Annotated in this window: 17 protein-coding genes, 1 tRNA gene, 3 rRNA genes, 1 pseudogene and 2 riboswitches; of the genes and pseudogenes, 2 read left to right on the forward strand and 20 right to left on the reverse strand. The window is 31.3% G+C overall.

Annotated elements, in window-relative coordinates; translation table 11 throughout:
• Positions 1 to 125: 125 nt before the first annotated feature.
• Positions 126 to 1,001 (forward strand): YitT family protein, encoded by an 876-nt coding sequence (locus ACY1IQ_RS19630; protein WP_461615579.1) that lies wholly within the window; start codon positions 126 to 128, stop codon positions 999 to 1,001.
• Positions 1,002 to 1,135: 134 nt separating this feature from the next.
• Here the strand turns inward: ACY1IQ_RS19630 and ACY1IQ_RS19635 are convergent.
• The 11 genes and pseudogenes from ACY1IQ_RS19635 to ACY1IQ_RS19685 all read right to left on the reverse strand — a co-directional run.
• Positions 1,136 to 1,441, reverse strand: a pseudogene (locus ACY1IQ_RS19635) (YbjQ family protein); the annotation flags it as partial.
• Positions 1,422 to 1,577: a hypothetical protein gene (locus tag ACY1IQ_RS19640; RefSeq protein ID WP_461615580.1), complete on the reverse strand. Its 156-nt coding sequence runs from the start codon at positions 1,575 to 1,577 to the stop codon at positions 1,422 to 1,424. The gene ACY1IQ_RS19640 and the pseudogene ACY1IQ_RS19635, both read right to left, overlap by 20 nt.
• 161 nt (positions 1,578 to 1,738) lie before the next feature.
• Entirely contained in the window at positions 1,739 to 2,845 is a 1,107-nt protein-coding gene (locus ACY1IQ_RS19645) for a mechanosensitive ion channel family protein (RefSeq protein ID WP_461615581.1), read from the reverse strand.
• Positions 2,846 to 3,496: 651 nt separating this feature from the next.
• A tRNA-Lys gene (locus ACY1IQ_RS19650) sits at positions 3,497 to 3,572 on the reverse strand.
• A 32-nt stretch (positions 3,573 to 3,604) separates the two neighbouring features.
• Positions 3,605 to 3,722, reverse strand: a 5S ribosomal RNA gene (gene rrf / locus ACY1IQ_RS19655).
• Between the two features lie 182 nt (positions 3,723 to 3,904).
• Positions 3,905 to 6,794: ribosomal RNA gene (locus tag ACY1IQ_RS19660) — 23S ribosomal RNA — on the reverse strand.
• A gap of 255 nt (positions 6,795 to 7,049) precedes the next feature.
• Positions 7,050 to 8,571: ribosomal RNA gene (locus ACY1IQ_RS19665) — 16S ribosomal RNA — on the reverse strand.
• The 16S, 23S and 5S rRNA genes sit together here with 1 tRNA gene alongside, the layout of an rRNA operon.
• A gap of 719 nt (positions 8,572 to 9,290) precedes the next feature.
• Positions 9,291 to 10,628, reverse strand: a complete 1,338-nt coding sequence (mgtE, locus tag ACY1IQ_RS19670; RefSeq protein WP_461615582.1) for a magnesium transporter — start codon at positions 10,626 to 10,628, stop codon at positions 9,291 to 9,293.
• 204 nt (positions 10,629 to 10,832) lie between these two features.
• Positions 10,833 to 10,998: riboswitch (M-box (ykoK) riboswitch) on the reverse strand.
• 73 nt (positions 10,999 to 11,071) lie between these two features.
• Positions 11,072 to 12,010, reverse strand: coding sequence for a GNAT family N-acetyltransferase (locus ACY1IQ_RS19675; RefSeq protein ID WP_461615583.1), 939 nt, complete (start codon positions 12,008 to 12,010; stop codon positions 11,072 to 11,074).
• A 15-nt stretch (positions 12,011 to 12,025) separates the two neighbouring features.
• Complete coding sequence (locus ACY1IQ_RS19680) at positions 12,026 to 12,289, reverse strand: hypothetical protein (RefSeq protein WP_461615584.1); 264 nt, start codon at positions 12,287 to 12,289, stop codon at positions 12,026 to 12,028.
• A 197-nt stretch (positions 12,290 to 12,486) separates the two neighbouring features.
• A complete protein-coding gene (locus tag ACY1IQ_RS19685) occupies positions 12,487 to 13,044 on the reverse strand; it encodes an MFS transporter (protein ID WP_461615585.1) in 558 nt (185 codons plus the stop codon).
• A gap of 328 nt (positions 13,045 to 13,372) precedes the next feature.
• On the opposite strand from ACY1IQ_RS19685, the gene ACY1IQ_RS19690 reads away from it, so the two are divergent.
• Positions 13,373 to 14,569, forward strand: a complete 1,197-nt coding sequence (locus ACY1IQ_RS19690; RefSeq protein ID WP_461615586.1) for a class I SAM-dependent methyltransferase — start codon at positions 13,373 to 13,375, stop codon at positions 14,567 to 14,569.
• Between the two features lie 18 nt (positions 14,570 to 14,587).
• Here ACY1IQ_RS19690 and ACY1IQ_RS19695 read toward each other — a convergent pair whose 3' ends face one another.
• From ACY1IQ_RS19695 to ACY1IQ_RS19735, 9 genes are all read right to left on the reverse strand, one after another.
• Positions 14,588 to 15,469, reverse strand: a complete 882-nt coding sequence (locus ACY1IQ_RS19695; RefSeq protein ID WP_461615587.1) for a sensor histidine kinase — start codon at positions 15,467 to 15,469, stop codon at positions 14,588 to 14,590.
• A 166-nt stretch (positions 15,470 to 15,635) separates the two neighbouring features.
• The gene (locus ACY1IQ_RS19700; RefSeq protein ID WP_461615588.1) at positions 15,636 to 15,845 is read right to left on the reverse strand and encodes a hypothetical protein; all 210 of its coding nucleotides are present in this window, start codon (positions 15,843 to 15,845) and stop codon (positions 15,636 to 15,638) included.
• A gap of 995 nt (positions 15,846 to 16,840) precedes the next feature.
• Positions 16,841 to 17,635, reverse strand: a complete 795-nt coding sequence (locus ACY1IQ_RS19705; protein ID WP_461615589.1) for a tRNA threonylcarbamoyladenosine dehydratase — start codon at positions 17,633 to 17,635, stop codon at positions 16,841 to 16,843.
• Positions 17,636 to 17,923: 288 nt separating this feature from the next.
• The gene (gene mgtA / locus ACY1IQ_RS19710) at positions 17,924 to 20,569 is read right to left on the reverse strand and encodes a magnesium-translocating P-type ATPase (RefSeq protein WP_461615590.1); all 2,646 of its coding nucleotides are present in this window, start codon (positions 20,567 to 20,569) and stop codon (positions 17,924 to 17,926) included.
• A 376-nt stretch (positions 20,570 to 20,945) separates the two neighbouring features.
• Positions 20,946 to 21,106, reverse strand: a riboswitch (M-box (ykoK) riboswitch).
• Positions 21,107 to 21,352: 246 nt separating this feature from the next.
• Positions 21,353 to 22,597, reverse strand: coding sequence for a DUF1015 domain-containing protein (locus ACY1IQ_RS19715; RefSeq protein WP_461615591.1), 1,245 nt, complete (start codon positions 22,595 to 22,597; stop codon positions 21,353 to 21,355).
• 28 nt (positions 22,598 to 22,625) lie between these two features.
• Positions 22,626 to 23,537 carry a D-2-hydroxyacid dehydrogenase gene (locus ACY1IQ_RS19720; RefSeq protein ID WP_461615592.1) on the reverse strand — a complete coding sequence of 304 codons (912 nt, stop codon included), beginning with the start codon at positions 23,535 to 23,537 and terminating at the stop codon, positions 22,626 to 22,628.
• Between the two features lie 305 nt (positions 23,538 to 23,842).
• Positions 23,843 to 24,919 (reverse strand): pyridoxal-phosphate-dependent aminotransferase family protein, encoded by a 1,077-nt coding sequence (locus ACY1IQ_RS19725; RefSeq protein WP_461615593.1) that lies wholly within the window; start codon positions 24,917 to 24,919, stop codon positions 23,843 to 23,845.
• Positions 24,920 to 25,120: 201 nt separating this feature from the next.
• On the reverse strand, positions 25,121 to 25,306 hold the full coding sequence (locus ACY1IQ_RS19730) for a hypothetical protein (protein WP_291560118.1): 186 nt from the start codon (positions 25,304 to 25,306) through the stop codon (positions 25,121 to 25,123).
• A gap of 356 nt (positions 25,307 to 25,662) precedes the next feature.
• Positions 25,663 to 25,830, reverse strand: a complete 168-nt coding sequence (locus ACY1IQ_RS19735) for a hypothetical protein (RefSeq protein ID WP_039629747.1) — start codon at positions 25,828 to 25,830, stop codon at positions 25,663 to 25,665.
• Positions 25,831 to 25,836 lie beyond the last annotated feature (6 nt).

The following is a 25,836-nucleotide window of genomic DNA, read 5'->3' on the forward strand; positions in this document are numbered from 1 at the left end:
ATATTTTATATTTATTTTAGACTTTAAATTTTTATTTAAAGTCTTTTTATTATCTTTTAATTGTGATAAAGTAAATAAATTAAGCATATTATTTATTTAATAATTTTAGTTAGGAGGTTTTATTTATGAAATTAGACTTAGGAATAAATAAATCGGAACTTATTAAATTCTGCATTATGATAGTGTTAGGTAGTTTTATATGTGCTGTTGGTATAAACCTATTTATTATACCTTCTAACCTATTGAGTGGTGGGCTTTCTGGTATAGCTTTAATACTTCAGTACATAGCTAAAATCCCTATGGGTTACACTATATTAATATTAAATATTCCACTATTTATTTTAAGTGCTCGTAAAATAAATAAAAAATTTACTGTTTTAACAGCCTTTGGTACTTTATCTCTTTCTTTAGGATTAATAATATCTCAACCTTTAAATACTGTATTATCACCTGTAGCAGAATCAAATTTATTATTATATTGTATTTATGGTGGAGTTTTAAATGGCCTTGGTCTTGGAATAGTATTTACTAATCATGGTTCAACCGGTGGATTAGATATAGTAGGCGTATATATGAAAAAGAAATTTGGTATAAACTTAGGTTCTGTAAGTTTTGGAATAAATCTTATAATAGTATCAGTGGGAAGTTTATTATTTGGTTTTAATATTGGATTATATACTCTTATCTCTATGTATACAACTGCTTTTATTATGGAAAAAGTTATTAAGGGCTTTAATAGCCAAAAAATGATTTTTATAATTACTCAAAAGCAAAAAGAAGTTACAAAAGCTATTATGGAGGAATTAGGTAGGGGAGTTACTGTATTGTATGGTGAAGGCGCTTATACTCACGATAAAAGAAATGTACTTTATTGTATAGTCTCCTTAGGACAGCTTCCTAAAACTAAGCATATTATAAAATCTGTTGATAGCTCTGCATTTGTATCAATTATAGACACTGCTGAAGTTCAAGGAAAAGGTTTTTCTAATCCTTTATCATAGTAAAATTATATATACTTATTTAAAGTCAAAAGCAATAATTTATCTATAATTCATATGTAATATGCAATATTAAATAAAAAACTTTTATCATAAAAAAAGTAAAACCCCAATATTAGGGTTTTACTTTTTTTATTAAATTTAACTGCTGTACCATAAGAAATAACTTCAGAAGTTTCGTTAATTATTGAGCTTGTAGTATAGCTTATATTAATAATTCCATCCGCTTCTAAGCTTTCAGCTTCTTCTCCCATTCTCTTTGTTGCTATTAATCTAGCTTCATTCATCATTTGAGAATAGTCTACTCTCTCTTCACCTACTAAAGTTTTAAGTCCACTTAATATATCTTTTCCTAGGTTTTTAGATCATACAACGAATCCTTATACTATAGATATTGTCTCTATTTCTTTTCCATTAATATAATCAGTATTTGCTAATATTATCTTCATCATCTCGTTTAATTTCCTTAATTCTCTCAATCATATTATATACAAGTGGTAAAACTAGAATTATACTAAATATTAGCATAAAAATCATAGCAACCTTTGATATTAAATCGCCAGGAAATTCATTCATCATAATAAATTCTTCAATTGATGAGTAAATAAATGCTCCACCTAAACATAGAAAAATTAGTGTTATAATAATTATGGTTGTTAATACTTTTTTTATAAACTCAACTTATTTTATAATATTTAACTGTATTTTAATGCTATTTGCTACACTACTAATAAATTATATTATTCTTGAGAATTTTCAATATATATACTTCTTGTAGGAAAAGCTACTGAAACTTTTTCTTCTTCCAGTATCTCCATTATTTTAAAATTAATCTCTTCTTTAATAGTTAAATAATCCTTAAGTCCTGCCTTACTAGTGTAATAACAAATAGATATATCTAAACTATTTATGTTAAAATTTTCAAAAGTAACTAGGATACCATCGTTATCAACACCCTCATGTAATTCCAACATCTTCTTTATTTTATCAATACAGGTTTGTATTTTTTCTTTAGGAGTATTATAAGTCACCCCTAAATTAAATTTAATTCTTCTTTTATCTCTTCTATTAAAATTAAATATTGAATCATTAGCTAGAATTGAATTAGGTACTGTAATTAATGCCTCATCAACAGTTCTAATCTTAGTACTTCTAAATGAAATATCTTCAATAGAACCTTCTAGTCCTTTACACTGAATCCAGTCTCCAATCGAAAAAGGTTTGTCTAATATTATTATAATTCCTGCAATAATATTAGAAGCAGCATCTTTTGATGCTAAAGCAAATGCTAATCCTCCTAATCCTAATCCTGTAATAAATGCTTTTAGATTATATTCCCATTTTTCAGCAATCATATATATTGCTAAAGCTATAATTATAAGCTTTAATGTTTTTGATATAAAAGGATATAATATTTTATCTACTTTAACATCATAATTCTCCATTTTATCGAATATTAGTGATGAATCCTCTGTTAAATTCATAAATCCTTGAGCTATCAATATAATAACTGAGCTATCAAATATTCTTTGTATTATTTTAGGACTTAAATAAAGCATCTCCCTAAAAGCCATAGCTACTATATAAAAACCTAATATTAAAAAAAAGTTTCTTAATGGTCTTTCAAAAGCTTGCACTATTTTTAAAGCACCTTTAATTCCAGCTTTAGATAAAACTTTCATTAATGCTTTCATCACATACTTAGTAAATATATTTCTTAAAAATAGTATTAATACAAATACTCCAACAGCAATAGCAATCTTTCTCCATGTTACATATAATGGATTTCTCACTATAGCTTGTATAAATTCATTATTAAATACATCACTTAAAACTAATGCTAACATAAAATCTCCCTTCTTATTATCCTATTAAATAGTATATGTTAAATTTCCTATATTTATATTCTATAGCAATTATATGCATGTATACATTGTATTCGTCACATATTGAGATATTATGATAAAATATCTCTACTTTCAATAAAATATAAATGTTTTTTATCAAATTCTGCAGAAAATTTTTAATACTATTTTAAAACATTATACATAAAAATACATATAGTCTCAAATTTTGTATTATAAATAGAAGTAATCTACATAAATATAATTTGTGAGCTTGTATTTATATATGTTAATAATAATTATTATAAATATATCTTCATAGATTTAAAAGAACATTTCGACAAATTATGATATAAAATTGTAAACTTTAATTATTTTACATTTCATTTTATTTACTTTAAAACATAAACTTCTAAATATGAAAATTTGTAACTAATTATCAGGGATTTTTACCAATTAAAAGTTAAGAATGAAAGATTATTGATGCCTATTTCTTAAATTTACTTATCTTAGAAATCTGAAATTTGAGTTAAAGAAAATTGTAGTACTCCATAGATAGCATTACTATATATAAAATTCAGCGATTTAATTAGAAGAAACTCTTAATTCTTTTTTCATAAAGCTAAAAAAAGCTTAGTACTTTGTACTAAGCTTTGGTGGCTCACCGGGGGATCGAACCCCGGACACCATGATTAAAAGTCATGTGCTCTACCGACTGAGCTAGTGAACCATATTGTTAGCTAAGAAAACTTAGCTAACATTACCTGGCAACAACCTACCCTCCCACACAGTCTCCCGTGCAGTACTCTCGGCGTCCTAAGGCTTAACCTGCCTGTTCGGAATGGAAAGGGGTGTTACCCTTAGGACCATCATCACCAGATCTAAATTTGTTATAAACGTCGTACTACTTCGTCAACTGCATTCGCTGTGGTGCTCATTTACCATTAGTAAACTCCACTCCTCACTCATTTGTTTCCTTGTATTACTCGTTTCTATCAAATTTTAAAAATTTATATAAGCTTCAAAGAAATTATTCTCTGAAAATTGCACAGTGAAATTAATTAGGTCAAGCCCTCGACTTATTAGTATGAGTCAGCTGAACATGTTACCATGCTTACACCTCTCACCTATCAACCTGGTGTTCTTCCAGGAGTCTTACTAACTTATGTTATGGGAAATCTCATCTTAGGGGGGGCTTCACGCTTAGATGCTTTCAGCGTTTATCCCTTCCAGACATAGCTACCCAGCTGTGCCACTGGCGTGACAACTGAGCCGCAGAGGTCTGTCCATGTCCCGGTCCTCTCGTACTAAGGACAGCTCCCCTTCGTTCACCCGCGACGGATAGGGACCGAACTGTCTCACGACGTTCTGAACCCAGCTCGCGTACCCTTTAATGGGCGAACAGCCCAGCCTTGGGACCTACTTCAGCCCCAGGATGCGACGAGCCGACATCGAGGGTGCCAAACCTCCCCGTCGATGTGGACTCTTGGGGAGATCAATACCTCATCCCCGGTGGCTTTTATCCGTTGAGCGATGGCCCTCCCGAGGAACCACCGGATCCACTAAGCCCGACTTTCGACCTGCTCACTTGTCTGTGTCGCAGTCAGGCTCCCTTCTGCCTTTGCACTCTTCGAACGATTTCCGACCGTTCTGAGGGAACCTTTGGGCGCCTCCGTTACTTTTTTGGAGGCGACCGCCCCAGTCAAACTGCCCACCTAACAATGTCCCGTGACCTGATTCAAGGCCTCCGGTTAGAATTCCAGTACTATCAGGGTGGTATCCCAAGGATGACTCCACAAAGGCTGACGCCCTTGCTTCCAAGTCTCCCACCTATCCTGTACAGATAGTACCGGAAACTCAATCTTAAATTACCGATGGCTCTGAGGTCTTTCCGTCCAATCGCGGGTAGCAAGCATCTTCACTTGCACTACAATTTCCTTAGTTACTGTTGGGAGCAATTGCCCAAATCATTACGCCATTCGTGGGGGGGTCGGAACTTACCCGACAAGGAATTTCGCTACCTTAGGACCGTTATAGTTACGGCCGCGTTTACTGGGGGCTTAAGTTCGTGCCTTCGTTTGCACTAAGCAATCCCCTTAACCTTCCAGCACCGGGCAGGCGTCGGCCCCTATACATCAGCTTTTCTGCTTAGCAGGAACCTAACGTGTTTTTGCTAAACAGTTGCTTGGGCCTATTCTCTGCGGCCTACTTGCGTAGGCACCCCTTCTCCCGAAGTTACGGGGTCAATTTGCCGAGTTCCTTAACAGCAATTCTTCCGATGGTCTTAGGATTCTCTCCTCACCTACCTGTGTCGGTTTGCGGTACGGGCATAAGCTTCCTCCATAGAGGCTTTTCTTGGCAACTGTCGGTCAGATGCACTACTTACCTAAGGGCTTCCCCATCACGCCTCAGCTAATGTAGGTGGATTTGCCTATCCTACATACCTAAACGCTTAGACTATCAATAGCTAGCACATCTTATCCTCCTGCGTCACCCCATTTGTAATAACGTCTGCTAGTGGTACAGGAATATCAACCTGTTGTCCATCACCTACGCCTTTCGGCCTCGGCTTAGGTCCCGACTAACCCTGAGCGGACGAGCCTTCCTCAGGAAACCTTAGGTTTTCGACCGACAGGATTCTCACCTGTCTCTCGCTACTTATGCCAACATTCTCACTTCTGCATCGTCCACCGCTCCTTCCGGTACGACTTCAGCCAATGCAGAAAGCTCCTCTACCGCGTACACGTAGTGTACACCCATAGCTTCGGTGGTAGTTTAGCCCCGGACATCTTCGGCACCGAGATCTCTTGACTAGTGAGCTATTACGCACTCTTTGAATGAGTGGCTGCTTCGCTAACATCCTAGTTGTCTTAGAAATCCCACATCCTTTACCACTTAACTTACACTTTGGGACCTTAGCTGATGGTCTGGGCTGTTTCCCTTTTGACTACGGATCTTATCATTCGCAGTCTGACTGCCGAAATAAAAGTATATGGCATTCGGAGTTTGATAAGGTTCGGTAAGCGATATGCCCCCTAGCCTATTCAGTGCTCTACCTCCATTACTCAATTAATCGACGCTAGCCCTAAAGCTATTTCGAGGAGAACCAGCTATCTCCGAGTTCGATTGGAATTTCTCCCGTTATCCACAGCTCATCCCATGGTTTTTCAACACCAACGTGGTTCGGTCCTCCACGAGATTTTACTCGCTTCAACCTGGCCATGGATAGGTCACCCGATTTCAGGTCTACGACATGCAACTTTGCGCCTATTCAGACTCGGTTTCCCTTCGGCTCCGTACCTTAAGTACTTAACCTCGCTACATATCGTAACTCGTTGGCTCGTTCTACAAAAAGCACATCGTCACACATATAAAGTGCTTCGATCGGTTGTAGGCACAGGGTTTCAGGTTCTATTTCACTCCCCTCCCGGGGTTCTTTTCACCTTTCCCTCACGGTACTTCTCCACTATCGGTCACTAGGTAGTATTTAGCCTTGGGAGGTGGTCCTCCCTGCTTCCCACAAGGTTTCACGTGTCTCGTGGTACTCTGGATCAGAACTTAAGGTCTTCTCGTTTCACTTACAGGTCTATTACCTTCTACGGAGTAGCTTTCCAGCTATCTTCAGTTACAATAGCCACCTCTTTTATGTTCTGTCCTCAACCCCCAAGCCAAAGGCTTAGGTTTGGGCTCTTTCCCTTTCGCTCGCCGCTACTTAGGAAATCGATTTTTCTTTCTCTTCCTCCGGGTACTTAGATGTTTCAGTTCCCCGGGTTTACCTCTATATACCTATGTATTCAGCATATAGTACATGGCGTAGCCATGTAGGTTTCCCCATTCGGAAATCTTTGGATCACAGACTATTTGCGTCTACCCAAAGCTTATCGCAGCTTATCACGTCCTTCTTCGGCTCCTAGTGCCAAGGCATTCACCCTGCGCCCTTTGTAGCTTGACCTATCTAAAAATCAATTATACAAATTCGCATAAATAGAATTCAAAAACTTTGTTTTTAAACTTATTTCTGTTTGTCTTGACGAAATTGTTTATTTATCTTTTAAATTTAAAGGATATTTAAACAAATATTTTCACTGTGCAATTTTCAAAGAACAATTGAGCTTTTCCTCTGTCCCGTAGGACCTTGGTCGCTCAAAATTAAACAGAGATAGTACCAGTTTTCGTAGAAGAGTTACCAACTACGTCGACTCCCTAGAAAGGAGGTGATCCAGCCGCAGGTTCTCCTACGGCTACCTTGTTACGACTTCACCCCAATCACTAATCCCACCTTCGGCCGCTGGCTCCTTGCGGTTACCTCACGGACTTCGGGTGTTACCAGCTCTCATGGTGTGACGGGCGGTGTGTACAAGGCCCGGGAACGTATTCACCGCGACATGCTGATTCGCGATTACTAGCAACTCCCGCTTCATGTAGGCGAGTTTCAGCCTACAATCCGAACTGGGATTGGTTTTTAAGTTTAGCTCCACCTCACGGTCTTGCATCTTGTTGTACCAACCATTGTAGCACGTGTGTAGCCCTAGACATAAGGGGCATGATGATTTGACGTCATCCCCACCTTCCTCCCGGTTAACCCGGGCAGTCTCACTAGAGTGCTCAACTTAATGGTAGCAACTAATGATAAGGGTTGCGCTCGTTGCGGGACTTAACCCAACATCTCACGACACGAGCTGACGACAACCATGCACCACCTGTCTCCCTGCCCCGAAGGGCTTCCCTCATTACAGGTAATTCAGGGGATGTCAAGTCTAGGTAAGGTTCTTCGCGTTGCTTCGAATTAAACCACAGCGTAACCACTAGCGGCGAGCCCCGTCAATTCCTTCAGGTTTTCCTAATCTTGCGATCGTACTCCCCAGGCGGAATACTTATTGTGTTAACTGCGGCACAGAAGGGGTCGATACCTCCTACACCTAGTATTCATCGTTTACGGCGTGGACTACCAGGGTATCTAATCCTGTTTGCTCCCCACGCTTTCATGCCTCAGCGTCAGTTACAGTCCAGAAAGCCGCCTTCGCCACTGGTGTTCTTCCTAATCTCTACGCATTTCACCGCTACACTAGGAATTCCGCTTTCCTCTCCTGCACTCTAGACACCCAGTTTCAAATGCAGCACCCAAGTTGAGCCCGGGTATTTCACATCTGACTTAAATGTCCTCTTCACCGCATCCTTTTTACGCCCGGTAAGTCCACGGGACGCTTGCTTTGCCGCACAAAAGCGTACGCGGCTGCTGGCACGTAGTTAGCCGTGGCTTCCTCATATGGTACCGTCATTATCTTCCCATATGACAGAACTTTACAACCCTAAGGCCTTCTTCATTCACGCGGCGTTGCTGCGTCAGGGTTTCCCCCATTGCGCAATATTCCCCACTGCTGCCTCCCGTAGGAGTCTGGACCGTGTCTCAGTTCCAATGTGGCCGATCACCCTCTCAGGTCGGCTACGCATCGTCGCCTTGGTGAGCTGTTACCTCACCAACTAGCTAATGCGCCGCGGGTCCATCTCATAGCGGATTGCTCCTTTGGTACAAAAGTCATGCGACCTTCATACTTTATGCGGTATTAATCTCCCTTTCGGGAGGCTATTCCCCTCTATGAGGCAGGTTACCCACGTGTTACTCACCCGTCCGCCGCTAATCCACTCCCGAAGGAGCTTCATCGCTCGACTTGCATGTGTTAGGCACGCCGCCAGCGTTCGTCCTGAGCCAGGATCAAACTCTCAATTTAAAAGTTTGTATCTTGATTGCTCAAGTAAAGTTTGCTGACTATTAATAGTCATTTTAAGTTTCTTTCGAAACTCAATGAATTAACTGGTTTTACCTATTTCTCTGTTTAATTTTCAAAGACCAAATTATTTAGTAATTTTTACCGTCGTTTTTCGACTGCTTAATCAGTTTATCACTTATTTTTTTGCTTGTCAACAACTTTTTTAATTTAATTTAAAAAGTTAATTGAACAGCTTGTCACTATCGAGTCTGTGTCGCAGCGACAAGGAATATATTATCATAAAGTATATTACACATTTATGCTTTATATCTTATAATTCACTATTAAATTTAACATTCTCTATTTTTCTTTATATTTCTAGTTTTTTTTTATAATGATACACCTGGGATAGTTTTATTTTACTTGTTCTTCATTTATCATTTTATCCTATAAATCCATAATAAAACACATATAATTAAAAATTAAATCTTAAAGTAAAACTTTAAACTTAATTTTATAATTGGTTTATCTTTGATACAAATTTGATATAAAATGATAATTATAATTTCTTGAGATTATAATAATATTTTGCTACTGATTAAAAAAATAAATATAATGAGAAGTAAAATTTAATAAAATATATGATTGCTGTACTAAATATGGTTAAAGAAGTACTATAAAGTTTATAACAAACTTACATGCATAGAAAAAAGGATTGGTTTATCTCACCAATCCTTTTTTTATATTCCTAAAAACATCGCTGCCATTGCAAAATATATTATTAACGCTAAAGCATCAACAATAGTAGTTATTAATGGACTAGCCATTATAGCTGGGTCTAGTTTTAACTTTTTAGCAACTATAGGAAGAACACATCCTACTACTTTCGCTATTATTACTGTAAAAAATAAAGTTGTACATACTGTTATTGCTACATATAATTCTACTTTTTCTAAAAAATATACTCTTAAAAAGTTTACTCCTGATAGTACAATACCAACAACAATACTAACTCTTAGTTCTTTCCATAGCACTTTAAATACATCACTTAATTCAATTTCCCCTAAAGCTAATCCCCTTATAACAAGAGTTGAAGCTTGTGATCCTGCATTTCCACCTGTATCCATTAGCATTGGTATAAATGCTGCTAATATAACCACTGATTGTAATACTTCATCATATCTTTTAATTATATTCCCTGTAAATGTAGCTGATATCATAAGAACTAACAGCCATACTATTCTATTCTTAGCTAAATTAAATACACTAGTTTTTAAATATTCTTCTTCTGAAGGCCCCATCGCAGCCATCTTTTGAAAATCCTCTGTATTTTCTTGTTCTATAATATCTACTATATCATCTATAGTTATAATACCAACTAATCTATTTTCATTATCTACTACTGGCATTGCTAAAAAGTCATATTTTTTAAATAAATCTGCTACTTCTTCTTGGTCATCTAATGTATGAGTGCAAATAACATTATCATCCATTATATTTTTAATGATTTCATTATCATCATTTAATATTAAATCTCTAATAGATAATACACCTTCTAGTTTTCTCTTTTCATTAGTTACATAGCAGGTGTCTATTGTTTCCTTGTTTAGCCCTGTTCTTTTAATATGATCAACAGCTTCCTTTACTGTCATTTCTTTTCTAAGTCTTACATATTCTATAGTCATTATGCTACCTGCAGAATTATCTGGGTAATTTAAAAAGGTATTAATTAATCTTCTTTTACCTTCTTTAGTGTTTTTAAGAACCTTTTTAACAACATTTGCAGGTAATTCTTCTAATATATCTACAGTATCGTCTAAAAATAATTTATCAACTATATGACTAAGCTCATCATCTGTTATAGCTTCTATAATATATTGTACATCTTCTGTAGACATATAAGAAAATACTTCAGTAGCTATATCTTTTGGTAAAATCCTAAATATAATTAGCATTTTATCTCTATCTACTTCTTCTAAAAATTGAGCAATATCTACTGATTTTTCCTCAATTAATAAGTTTCTTGCATCAACAAATTTACTTGCTTTAATTAAATCTAATACTTTTTTGAATTCCATATGCAATACCTCCTATTAGGCACTGCTATTCATCTTTTTTGTGACTACATGAATAGCAGTGAATATTAATTTTTTCAAAATACTATAACTCCCGCCATCTTCCATGATAGCCACCTCCAAAATCAAAATTAAAAATCTCTTTACTCCACGAGTAAAGAGATTAGAACACTCAAATTAAAAGCTCCAATAAAGTGCATTAATGCAAAGCACACTCAACTCGTTGAGTTTTAGCTCTGTAAGACGTAGAGAAATTCTCAGCCACATTAGATAAAACCTTAATTCGATAGTATCTGCTAACCCATTGGTGTCTCTGGACATTTCTGGGCAGTGGCATATTTTCATACAGTAACCTCACCTAACAAGATTTATTAAGTTTCTAGTGAATTATATTATCACCATATCTATAATACTACTATACTCTACAAAAGTAAACCCAATACTTACTATTTTTTATTTCTATAAAAAACAACATGATCTTGCCATTTACCATTTATATATAAATATTCTTTGCTAATACCTAGTTTTTGAAATCCACAACTTTTCAATACTCTTTGTGACTTTTCATTAGATACCATTGTACTCGCTTCTATTCTATGAAGCTCTAATTCTTCATAAGCATAATCTATTGCAAGCTTTACCGCTTCTTTCATATATCCTTTTCCTTGCTCATTTTCATCTATAGAGTATCCAATAAATGCATTTCTAAACACACCCATAATAATATTATTTATCTTAATTCTACCTATAAATTTTCCTTCTTTATAAATTCCGAAATGGACAGCTTGCCCCTTTATAAATTGTTTATAACTTTCAATTAAACTTGTAGCTTGCTCTTCTAAAGTATAAAAATTTTCATCTCTTAAAGGCTCAAAAGGAGTAAGATATTCTCTGTTTCTAATATAATAATTTAATATTTCCTCTGAATCTTCTGGTGTTAATATCTTTAAGTATATGCTTTTCCCATGTAAAATTAACTCTTTTTCCATATAGTTTCTTTCATAACTATTTTTATTTATACCAAGTAAAAGTTCATGCTCTAACTTTGATTTATGTATTATATTATCTGATATAATTCCCTCAAGCTCAAATCCTAAATTAGTAAAGGCATTTAAGTTAATATCTTCTCCACAAAGTACATTAACCTTATTTACTTTGTTATTTTTAAATAATATATTTAAAATAAGAGTAATAGTATCCTTTAAATAGTCATAGCTTTCCTCTTTACTTTTATAAAACTTCAGCCTAAACAAACAACTTTTATTGTCACTATCTATTTCTATTATATATATTCTTCCTATAGTTATACCTAAACCATCTCTTATTATGTAGTCTCTTCTACTTCCATTTGCTAAATTTAAACTAACCCATTTTCCTTTATTCATTATAAAATCCCTACCTTAAGCTAAAGTTTTTTTAGTATCTTTATAAATTAATGACACAAAGATTATAGATATTAGTAAACTCATAGGTATTGCATAAAAAGCTAAATTTGAACTGATTAAATCATTAAGTTTAGCTATAATATTATTTAGTACCATATTTATAATGCTTGCTGCTGTAATTATAACCCCTGTAACATATATTGCATCGTCCTTAAAAGTCTTACTTATAGTAATAACTACAGTAGGATAAGCTATAGAAAAAATAACCCTGATATACAAACTAACCTATGGTTTTGCTACCTATTATTATCCCTGATACATATAAAATAAGTCCTATAAATAAAGACATGATTACTGAATTTAAGTATCCCCTTTTTTTCTACTACAAAGCCACCTAATAATCTTCTTACAGTAAGTGTAGCAAAAAATATTGATAGATATGTAGAACTTTGTTTATAGCTAAAGCTATAGCTTTCTTATATAAAATTTACTAACGAATTTGATGTACCACTCTCCGGAAAACAATAAAAACCTAACGTAAGTATATAAAAATAAACCATCTTATTTTTAAAAATTCGTAATAGGTTTACTTTATTATTCCCTTTCTTTATATGTGCCTGTGGTCTTTTAACGAATATAAATACTATAAAAGCAATTGCAAAAAGTATAGCTATAACTAAATAAATACTTCTGCAATTTACTCCATTTTCTAATAAATTATCTGTTGTATATTGTCCTACTGCTGAACCTAATTCATAACAAAAATGAGTGGCATTCATTATTATTGCCTGAAAGCTCATAGCAACAATAGGCGAAAGAGTATTAATGCTGATACTAAGTAGACCTATTCCAACATTTAATAAAAACATACATATTAGAAGCATAATATAACTTGATATCTGTGAAAATAAAAATAAAGTAATAGTACATATCCCTAGCTCTAATAAGAATACTTTTTTCTGACTTATTTTTTCACAAAGTAATCCTCCTATATATGTAAAAGAAATATATTCTATATATCCAATTGTAATCATATAACCTACGCTGGAATTATTTATTGAAAAATCTTCTTTATAATGCAGGAATTAAAACACCCTTTATATTATCTGATATAGCTATTAAAATCATGGTTATAAACATAAAAATTACTATCATCAGGTTATTTCTTTTTTTCAAATAAATCTTCCCCCTCAAGTAATAATTATATAGTATAATTATTACTTATTGAATACTTCAACAGATTTGTAACATTATATTTTAAAAATTTAGTATTGGATAAAATATAACTAAGATACTTTATTCTTTTAGAAAATAAAGTATTTTGATATACTTATAATAAAAATAAGCGAGAGGTTTGATAACATGAATAAGGCTAATATTAATAAATTAAAACTCTTTTTAATGGGGTTAGAAAATAGATTTGAGGAAAATAAGGCGATTTTCAAACATATAACAGTTAATTATGCTGCTGGGTTAAAAAACTTTAAAGGTATAGCAAATTTTGAGGATGATAAATTAAATTATAACTTTAATGGAACAACAAAAGTTTTAACTATATCTGAACTATTTAATGAAGTAATAAAAGAAGCTGAAAATTATGACTCTATATCTTTGACCTATAGTGAGCGAGGAGAAATTATTTTGATAACCGCTGATAACAAAAATGTAACTATGAAAACTGTAGATGTAGAAGATGAAGAAACCCTTTCTCCCCCTAATATCTCCAACAAAAAAGGCTCAAATTTCCATGGAAATACTTCTACAATATTAAATAGAGATTATTATATAAAAGTAGGAAAAGCTGATTCACTTCTTAAAGAAATTGGAATAATGAGTAAAGAAGGCAAAATAAAGAATGATAAAATAAGAAAATATAATCAAATCGATCACTATGTAGAGCTTTTAGAAGGCATATTAGATGACTTGCCTAAAAATACTCCCATAAACATATTAGATTGTGGTTGTGGTAAATCTTATTTATCTTTTGTACTTAACTACTATCTAACAGAAGTAAAAAAAAGAAAATGTCATTTTATAGGTTTGGACTATTCTGAAGGAGTTATTGAAAGTTCTAAAAAAATGGCACAAAACTTAGGATATAGAAATATGGAGTTTCATGCTATAGATATAAAAAACTATACACCAGATAAAAAAATTCATGTAGTTATATCTCTTCATGCTTGTGATACTGCAACAGATATGGCCTTAGCATTAGGAATAAAGGTAGATTCAGACATAATAATAGCAGTTCCTTGCTGCCATAGAGAAATGTTAGACCAATATAGTTTTGAACCTTTCAAATCTATATTAAAACATGGAGTATTTAAAGCACGAATGGCAGATATATTAACTGATGGAATGAGAAGTTTAATGCTTGAAGCAAAAGGTTATGATGTTTCCGTAGTAGAATATATATCTCCATTAGAAACTCCTAAAAATTTAATGATAAGAGCTATAAAGAAAAGAGAAGAAAATCCTAAGGCAATGGACGAATATATGATGCTATTATCAAATCTTAATGTATACCCTGCATTATATAACTTTTTAAATGAATGGTAGAAAAAAGCATGATTCTTATCATGCTTTTTTATTCCTTATCATTAATTTAAAAACAGTATAATTATCTTCTAAATATATCTGAGCACTTCCCCCTGTGCCCTCTACAATTCTTTTTACATTGTAAAGGCCATATCCTCGACCTTTTCCGCCTTTAGTAGAAAAACCTCTTTCAAATATTTTCTCTACATTTTCAGGTTGTACTGTTATTCCACTATTTCTAACTTCAATTACACTACTATCCTCTTCTTCATATATCTCTACTTCTATTAATTGATCCTCTTGGCTCTCAACTGCTTCAAAAGCGTTATCAATTAAATTACTCAGTATCTCTGACATCTGAAACTCTTCTAATGGCATATTATCTAGTGAACTTGTTATACAATAGGAAAATCCAATGTTTTTCTTTTTTGCCTCTTGAAATTTACTATATATAATTGCTCTAATTATTGTATTATCTATGTATATTATTTTTTCTATATCCATCATAGAATTACTCAGTTTTCCTATATAAGCTTTTATCTTATCTTTAACTTCTTTCTCATCACTAACTTGTGCTAATCCATTAATAATATTTAGATGATTCCTAAAGTCATGCTGCCGTTGCCTTATCTCTTCGGTTAGACTTTTTAATATATTATTATATTGTTCTTGTGCCTTAGCATTATTCTTTTGTTTTTCAATTTTTGTAACATAAGAATACATTAATATATTAAATATGAATATTGATGATATAAGAAAAATTATTTTAACCATATTTTTTAAAATTATATTTTCATTAAAATTCCATATTATTTTTAAAATTAATATATAACTTAATAAGTTGATTACAAAAAAACCTACTGCTTTTTTATCTATATTTTCTATGTAGTAGATTTTATTTTTAAAAACAACGTTACACATTATATATGTAAACACAAAAATGCTTAACTGAATTATTAAATTATAGTAATAGGTATTATTATAAGTCCCAATTAAAAATTTAAAAATGCCTACACCTATTAATTGAAGTATTATATTTAAAGATAAAACTATTAAGAATTCTATACATGTTTTAATAATATTCTTCTTATGAACATGAAATTAAAAGCAGTATAACTAATTGACTTAAAATCACTTCAACATATATATTAAAGTTAATTAGTGACATAACTAATGCTCCTATAGCTATTATGAGAGTGTTTTTAAGCAAATAATTTCTTAGTCCTAGTTTTCTCCATAATATTAACATACAAATTCCTTCAATAAAGCTAATTATAAACTCCTTAAGTATCTCCATTTACTTATCCCCTTTTAATTAGCAGAGCTTATTAACCCCTAAGCCTTTCAACTACCAATTCCTTAAATTTATATCCCATATACGCTTTATCTTTATAATTATGAAAAGTTACACTATAAGATTATGATGAGGTTTAACAAATATAAGCTACAATATAAAATTTATGATATTATATATCTATTAGCTAAAAACCTCCTTTAAAGTTAAACCCTTTATTCTATACTTTTTTCTTGTTCAATATATAATGCATATCCTAAAATTTACCTCTAAAATATTATTTAACAAATTTATCTTTAATGTATTATCTTGCTTTAAATCAATTGTAGATTTACAATTTTAATATTATATGAAAAACCCACCTCATCAATTAAAAGATAACTCCATAGAAATAAATTCTTTTAAGAGATATCCAAGTTACGATTTTTTATTTATTATATATTATACAAACATATCAAATTTAAATTTCTATTAAAGAAAAATTACTAACCTTTTTAAAACTAAGATTCAGTTGTATATATTCGAATTTCCAAAACTACATTACTTTAATGATATCTTTCAAAATTTCATCCTGAACTATAACAATATTATTATGTAAAATCATTTAAATATTTCTATACCTTAATTCTATTATAGAAAAGGTATTTTTTCAATTTTTTTCAAGTACTGTTTTAATTTGTTTGAAATAAACATCTTGCTACTAAAACGTTTTTATTTTCTAAAAGCCCTAGTTTTACTAGCTATTTGTTATTTATAAAATAATACAAATAATGTATTATTTCGTCTAATTAATTTGATATAAATTTTTAAAAAACTATATTTATTACATTTAATTCAAAAATATAACATTATATATAAATTATTCAATATAATAAATATTTATTATATTTTATACATAACAAGATACAGATTAACTCTACTTTATAATCTATACTTTTATTTATCTATAGGAAAGAAAATAACTAGCATACTAACTAGTTATTTTGTAATATCTCAAATTATAATCTTAATACTTTTCTACTGTTTTCTAATTTAAGAGCTTCTTCTATTAAATCATTTATAACTTCTCCACCTATTATCATTCCCGCAACTGGTGGTACAAAAGATATGCTTCCTGGTATTTGTCGCTTTGCAGTACATTTTTTAGAACCACCAGTACATACACAACCTGTTTTGCAAGTTATAACATCTTCTGTTTTAGGTTTTCTTGGTATCTCTTCAGAATATAGTACTTTAGTTTTTCTAATTCCTCTTTTTCTAAGCTCATGTCTCATCACTTTAGCTAATGGACATATCTTTGTATCGTATATATCTGCTATTTTAAATTGAGTAGGATCTAACTTATTACCTGTTCCCATAGAACTTATTATTGGTATATTCTTTTCATCGCAATAAACTATTAAAGCTATTTTAGATGATACTGTATCTATAGCATCTACTACATAATCTACATCATCTGTAATTATCTCTTGAATATTATCCTTAGTTACAAAGGTTTGATGAGTTATAACATTACATTTAGGATTTATCTCAAGAATTCTATTTTTCATAGTTTCCACTTTACTTTTCCCTATAGTTTTATAGGTTGCATGTATTTGTCTATTTATATTAGTTAAACATATTTCATCATCATCTATTAATACAAGTGTTCCTACACCACTTCTTGCTAATGCTTCTGTAGTAAAGCTTCCAACTCCACCTATTCCAAATACTACAACTTTACTTTCTTTTAACTTATCTAATGGAGCTTTTCCAATTAAAAGCTCTGTTCTTGATAGTGAATGTTGAGCCACAAAATCACTCCTTTATTTTTTTCTTATAAACATATTAAATAATAATTCTTTTCAATTGAATTATCAAGAGAAATGTTCTTAATAAAATATATTCTTATATTCGTCTTTTATATAGGTATTATTAATCTTATTATGAATAAAATCAGTTATTATAAACTATTATTCTATTTACTATGTTGGTAACAATTTTATATATGACTTAAAATCTTAATCAATATACAAATTTATCTATATATTACTAAAAAACTCAAACATTCATTATAAAATGTTTGAGTTTTTTTTATATAATTATAACCATCTATTAAATTTTTTAATATACATAGTTTTTACTATTTGAGTGAGTATACAATAGGATAAAAGAATTCCAATAAGCCATGGAAAATATGATAATGGTAGCGCTTGAAGTCCTATTGATGCTCCAAAAGAAGTAAATGGTATAAATATACCTACTACAACTATAACACCTGTTAATAATAAAACTGGAGCTGTTGCTCTACTTTGAATAAATGGTATTTTCTTAGTCCTAATCATATGAACTACTAAAGTTTGTGATAATAGTCCTTCTATAAACCAACCAGATTGGAATAATGCTTGCATTGCTGGAGTATTTGCCTTAAATACAAACCACATTACCAGATAGGTAATTATATCAAATATAGAACTTATTGGTCCTATAAAAATCATAAACCTACTAATATCATCTGCATTCCATTTCCTTGGCTTTCTCAAATATTCTTGGTCCATAGTATCCCATGGAATTGATATTTGAGAAATATCATAAAGTAAGTTTTGTACTAAAAGATGAATAGGAAGCATTGGTAAGAATGGTAAAAACGCACTAGCAATTAATACACTAAATACATTCCCAAAGTTTGAGCTTGCAGTCATTTTAATATACTTTATTATATTTCCGAAAACTCTTCTTCCTTCTATTACCCCTTCTTCAAGTACCATTAGATTTTTTTCAAGTAAAATTATATCTGCTGATTCCTTTGCTATATCTACCGCAGTATCTACTGATATACCTACATCAGCCTGACGAAGAGCTGCAGCATCATTGATACCATCGCCCATAAATCCTACGGTATGCCCTTTATTCTGCAATACTTTAATAATTCTTGATTTTTGAAGCGGTGAAAGCTTGGCAAACACATTAGTGTTATCCACTAATTTTGACAATTCTTCATCACTAATTTTTTCTATATCAGAGCCAAGAAGTATATTATTTACTGTTAATCCAACTTCTTTACATATTTTTTTCGTTACTGCATCATTATCTCCAGTTAATACTTTTACATTTACTCCATTTTCTTTTAATGCTTTTATTGCTTCTGCTGCTGACTCCTTTGGTGGATCTAAAAATCCTATATATCCCATAAGAACCATATTGCTTTCATCTTTTATACTGAATGTATTTTCATCAGGAATGTCATTTTTTTGTGCAACTGCAATGACCCTCATTCCTTCATTATTTAATTTAGTCACCATATTAAGAACTTTATTCTTTATTTTTTCTGTAAGTTCCACTACTTCTCCGTTATATTCTGCAAAAGTACATATTGAAAGCATTTCTTCAATAGCACCCTTTGTTACAAGTTGCCTTTTTCCATCCTCACTTTTTAATACTACTGACATTCTTCTTCTTGAAAAGTCAAATGGAATCTCATCAACTTTCATGTAATTTTTCTCAAGTTCATTAAACCCTTGGTCTTTTCCATGTTCTAATATTGCAACATCCATTAAATTACGAAGTCCAGTCTGATAAAAACTATTTAAATAGGCATGTCTCAATACTCTTATATCTTCTTCTCCATTAATATTTAAATGTCTTTCTACAACTATCTTGTCAAGAGTAAGAGTGCCTGTTTTATCAGTACATAATACATCCATAGCTCCAAAGTTTTGTATAGCATCTAGTTTTTTTACTACAGTTTTATGCTTAGCCATTGAAACAGCACCCTTAGCAAGATTGGAAGTTACAATCATAGGAAGCATTTCAGGTGTAAGTCCTACTGCAACAGATATTGCAAAAAGAAGTGCTTCTAACCATCTACCTGTAGTTATTCCGTTTATAAAAAATACTATAGGTACCATTATAAGCATAAATTTTATAAGTAATACGCTTACACTATTTACACCTTTTTCAAAACTTGTTTTAACTCTTGGTCCTGAAAGTGAAGATGCCATAGAACCAAAGTACGTATCATCTCCTGTTGCAATTACTACAGCAGTCGTACTTCCACTAATAATATTTGTCCCTAATAAGCAAATATTATCAAGTTCAGTTACTCCCAAATTCTTATCTTTTTCTTTTAAATTTGGATATTTTTCAACAGGTTCTGATTCCCCAGTAAGTGATGACTGGCTAACAAACAAGTCTTTACTTGATATTATTCTTATATCAGCAGGTATCATATCACCTGCAGCGAGATACACTATATCTCCTGGAACAATTTCCACCATATCTATTTCTTTTTTTCCCATATCTTGTCTATGAACTAATGTAGTAGTTTTTACTAATGCCTTTAATTTTTCTGCTGCTTTACTAGATTTAAATTCTTCAGAAAATTTTAATAACCCACTAATGATTACCATTATACTAATGATTATTACTGTTACATAGCTTTTATCTCCTGGTGCAGCAAGAATAACATCAGTTATTAAGGATACAACCGCAAGTACTAATAATACTATGATAAAAGGATTTATAAAAGCTTTAATTAACTCTATAAACCATGGTGTTGGTCTTTCATGTGCTATTTGATTTAGTCCATATTTTTCAACTTTATCTTCTATATCTTTATTAGATAGTCCATTAATATCTGTATTAAGTTCTTTATAAATTTCTTCTAAATTCATTTTACTAAAACTAATAAGTCTGTTTACAGAATTTTCTACTCTCTTTTCTATACTCACATTTCTTTTTTTAATCATAATTCACACCTCCAAATTCTAAAAAAGACAATAAGAAACCAAAGGTTAATAAAAATATTTTTTAAACCTTTTTAAAATAGTATTTAATTTGAGGCTAATAAATATACGAATTATATTCAATAAAGAAATAGTGAAGATAATAAATTTGATTAACAAAAATGTATATATTTTAAGAAGCTATCTATATGATAGGTTTTATCAAACTCCTGTGAGAAGAAGTAGAGCTTGACATTAAATGTCCATTATTCTTTAAATATATCTCCTTACCTCCACTGTCCGTACTACTACTGCCAGCCTCCATTCTTTTCACCTCCTGAAAATTCAAAATAAATTAAAAAAACCTCGTCAAAACTTAAACATGACGAAGGCATTATAAACAACACTTTCTCGTCCAAGTTTTGGCTCTGCAAGGCAATGAAATTGCATTAGATTAAGCCTTCTTTGTTCGGCAAAACCTGCTAACCAGTTAAGAATGTTTCCACTCTTTCACGGCAGCAACCCGTATCCTTGTAGTAACCTCACCTACCGAGGTATATTTAATTTTCACTATTATTGTATTCTTATCAATTATATATGTCAACGTTTTTTTTATTAAATTACGTTAAGATTATGTTAAGTCACTAACTCATCTAATAAGTTATCTATAACAATTAACCATTAACTTCATTTTTAGTTATTATTAATAATTGAAATTTAAGTATTTCAATAAAATATAAGTTTAGATATATCTTATAAAAAACTCAAACATTCGCATAAAATGTTTGAGTCTTTTATAAAATATATTTATTTTAGCTCGTGAACGAATATTCCACTTCTTAGTTTTGGTTCAAACCAAGTTGATTTTGGCGGCATAACTTCTCCTGCATCAGCTATGTTCATAAGTTCAACTATACTTGTAGGATACATTGAGAATGCTACTTTCATACCATTATCAACTCTTTTTTCAAGCTCCTTAAGTCCTCTTATTCCACCAATAAAGTCTATTCTATCACTAGTTCTTGGATCTTCTATACCAAGCAACGGTCTTAATAGATTATTTTGTAATATTGAAACATCTAAACTTGCTACTGGATCTTTTGCATCAAAAGTCTCCTTCTTAGCAGTTAACTTATACCACTTTTTATCTAAGTACATCCCAAAAGTACCTTTTTCTTCTGGTTTACATTGATTACAGCAGTTATAAGCTTCTATATCAAACTTTTCAGATACTTTACTTAGGAACTCCTCTGTAGAAAAACCATTTAAATCTTTTACAACTCTATTATAATCCATAACATATAAATCTTCTGCTGGGAAAATTACAGATAAAAAGAAATTGAATTCTTCTTCTCCAGTATATTGCGGATTTTGCTCTCTTCTTAACTGTCCAACTTTAACAGCTGACGCTGCTCTATGGTGACCGTCAGCAATATATAAATATTTAACTTCTTTAAATAAATTTTCTAATTTATCTACAGTATTTTTATCATTTATAACCCATACAATATGAGTTATTCCATCTTCTGAAACGAAATTATATTCTGGCTCTTTTTTAGTCCACTCTATAACAACTTTATCAATTTCAGATACATTCTTATAAGTTAAAAATATAGGGCCTGTATTTGCATTACAATAATCAACATGATTGATTCTATCTTGCTCTTTCTCTGCTCTTGTATGTTCATGTTTTTTAATTATATCTTTCATATAATCATCTATAGAAGTGCATCCTACTATACCTGTTTGAACTCTTCCATCCATTATTTGTTTATATATATACATACAAGATTCACTATCTCTTATATATACTTTCTCATCTATCATGTTATAAAGATTTTCTCTAGCTTTTTCATAAACAATCTTATCATATTGATTTATACTTGGATCTAGATCTATTTGGGCCTTATCAACATGTAAGAAAGAGTACGGGTTTCCTTTTACCATCTCTCTTGCTTCTTCAGTGTTCATAACATCATAAGGTAGTGCAGCAACTTTATCTACCAACTCTTTTTGTGGTCTTATCCCTTTAAACGGTCTTACTACAGCCATTTTTCTCCCTCCTCTGTATTTTAGAATATTATTTAAAGAATTCAGTAATAATACTTACTATTTCTTCTCCAATTCTTGTTTGAGCTTCAACAGTTGAAGCACCTATATGTGGTGTAACAGATACCTTAGGGTGATTTACAAGCTCAGTATTTTTAGTTGGTTCTTCAGCAAATACATCTATTCCCGCTGCTTTTATTTTTCCACTATTTAAAGCTTCTATTAACGCTGCTTCATCAACAACTCCACCTCTAGCACAGTTAATTAAATATGCTCCATCTTTCATCATATCAAATTGAGCCTTACTTATAGTAGCACCTTTATCTTTTGCAAATGGAATGTGTAAAGATAAATAATCTACTTGTGGTAATAATTCTTCTAAAGTAGCATATTCAAATTCATTACATCCTTCGACTTTACCACTTCTATTTGTGTATATGACTCTCATTCCTAATGCTTTTGCTCTCTTAGCTAATTCTTTAGCAATTCTTCCAAAACCTATCAAACCAAGAGTTTTTCCGCTTATCTCAGTTCCTTCATATTTTTTCTTATCCCATTTCCCTTCTCTCATAGAAACATTAGATATATTTACAAATCTTGTAATAGCAACCATATGGGCAAGTGCTAATTCTGCCACTGATGCACTACTTGCATTTGGAGTATTGGCAACTTTTATTCCCTTTCCTTCAGCATAAGCTACATCTATATTATCAACACCAACTCCACCACGAATTATAAGTTTCAATCTTCCAGCTTCAGCAGCCTTATTTATGATAGGTTGTCTAACTTTTGTCGCACTTCTTACTACTACAACATCAAATTCTTTAAGAGCATTTCCTAAATCTTCTGGTTCGTAGAACTGTTCTACTACTTCAAATCCTTTAGATCTTAAGCTTTCAACACCACTGGCTTCCATTCCGTCTGTAACCAATATTCTTATCATAATTATACCCCCATCTTATCTATTTTTTAATAATTATTTTCAATAATAAAAACAAAAGTATTTAATAATTTATTAGTAGCAACTATTCCTTTAAGGCATCTAAATAACTAGACAAAAATAAAAAGAATACTTTCTCTTATAAAAGCAATCATATTTTATTAATAATCTTAACATAAGTAAAATATGTAGCCCTAGTAGAGCACGAGGTAAACTATCATATTGACTATTTATTTGTTTGTTAATGCCTAATGTAAATTAAGAATGAAAAATTATTTTATTCTTCATTCTTAATTTTCTATTTAAGGCTATTCAAGTCCTAATATTTCATCAATTACTTTTAATAACTCTACTAATTCTTCTGGTTTTGTCTCTGCCATATGAGCTATTCTAAAAGTCTTGTCCTTAAGTTTTCCATAACCATTAGAAATTTGATATCCTCTTTCTCCTAATGCTTTATTTAAAGCAGCTATATCAATATTTCTTGTATTTTTAATATTAGTTAATGTATTTGACATATATGGTTCTTGTGGTAATATTTCAAAATGTTTTGCAGCCCACGTTCTAACTATCTTAGCACCTTCTATGTGTCTATTATATCTATTTTCTAAGCCTTCTTTATTTATAATTTTATCTAATTGATATTCTAATGCAAACATATGTGATAATGATGGAGTTGAAGGATATTGATAATCTTTCTTTTGTATATATTCATACAATCCTAATAAATCTAAATAAATTCCTCTATTTGGAACTTGTTTAGCCCTTTCAATAGCCTTCTTAGAGAATGTACACATTGACATTCCTGGAGGAAGTCCTATAGCTTTTTGAGTTGAAGTTATACAAATATCAACGCCCCATTCGTCAACCTTTAATTCAGTTCCTGCTGCAGAACTTACTGTATCTAAACAAAATACTACATCTGGATATTTTTTAACGACTTTAGCTATTTCATCAAGCGGATTCATAATACCTGTAGAAGTTTCATTATGAGTTACTGTTATTAAATCATATTTTCCAGTAGCTAATACTTCATCTACTTGCTCTGGAGTTGTCGCAGTACCCCATTCAACTTCAAATTTATCAGCTGGAACACCATTAGCAACAGCCATATCATACCATCTGTTACCAAAAGCTCCTACTGAAAATATAGCAGCTCTTTTTGCAGTACATGAACGTACGGCACCTTCCATTAGTCCGCTACCTGAAGTTGTTGAAAGTAATATTTCTTCCTTAGTATTAAATATCACTCTCATATAGTCACTTATAGCTCTTTGAACTCTTGAAGCCTCTTTGCTTCTATGTCCTATCATAGGACTGGCCATTTTTTCCAGTACATCTGGTGCTACATCTACTGGACCAGGTATAAATAATCTTTTATGCATAACAAACCCTCCATATTCGTATTGGTATAAACCCCTTATTTATAATTTTAAGTTACCTTAAAAACAATATTATTTTACCATTTATCAGAATATTCATCAAGTTATGAATATAACAACTTAACATAATTTATTTTATATTACGAATATTTTTAATTTTTTAATATTTGTAATTCTATATTTAATTTTTTAATAAAACATCAATTAATTAATACGTATATTGTCGTAAATACCATCAAATAAATTTTTAATACAATGACCTCTGACATAATTCTTACAATTACTACAACTTTGACTTGATTCTACAAAACTCATCATAGAAAATGTACTTCTTCCTTGATAACCATGACAATTTTGTGCAACTCTCATCTTTATTTCACTTGATATCATAATTGATACCTCCAATCTTAATTATACTATTAAAAATTATCTTTATAACCTTATTTTCTATTTTAAATGTATTTTTATTCATCTATAAAATATATAAATAATTACAGTATATAATAATTTTTTTTAATTTAAGTCTCTAAAATAAAACACTTAAAGAAGATTAGAGAGATATTTTGTGTAAGATAAGAACATCGAATCTACTGATATTAACACTATAAATAGATTTAACCGACAGAGCATGATACAAAACATGCTAATTAATTATTTTTTAAAGACGCTTTATTATGATTAATGCTTTTTTTTCTTTAAAATATAAAACTCTTTGGTAGTGCTTTATTTATCACTACCAAAGAGTTTTATATTTCTATAATTGATTCAGTTTCTCTACAGTATTTAGTTATTATACATTGTGCTAAATTTCTTGGGCAATTTTTACACATGCAATTATTTGCCTTTCCATCACAATTATTAGAAATATATTCTGGGCATTTTTTACAATTAAAAACTACAATATCTGCTTTCATTAAATA

The sequence above is a fragment of the Clostridium sp. Marseille-QA1073 genome (assembly GCF_054863625.1).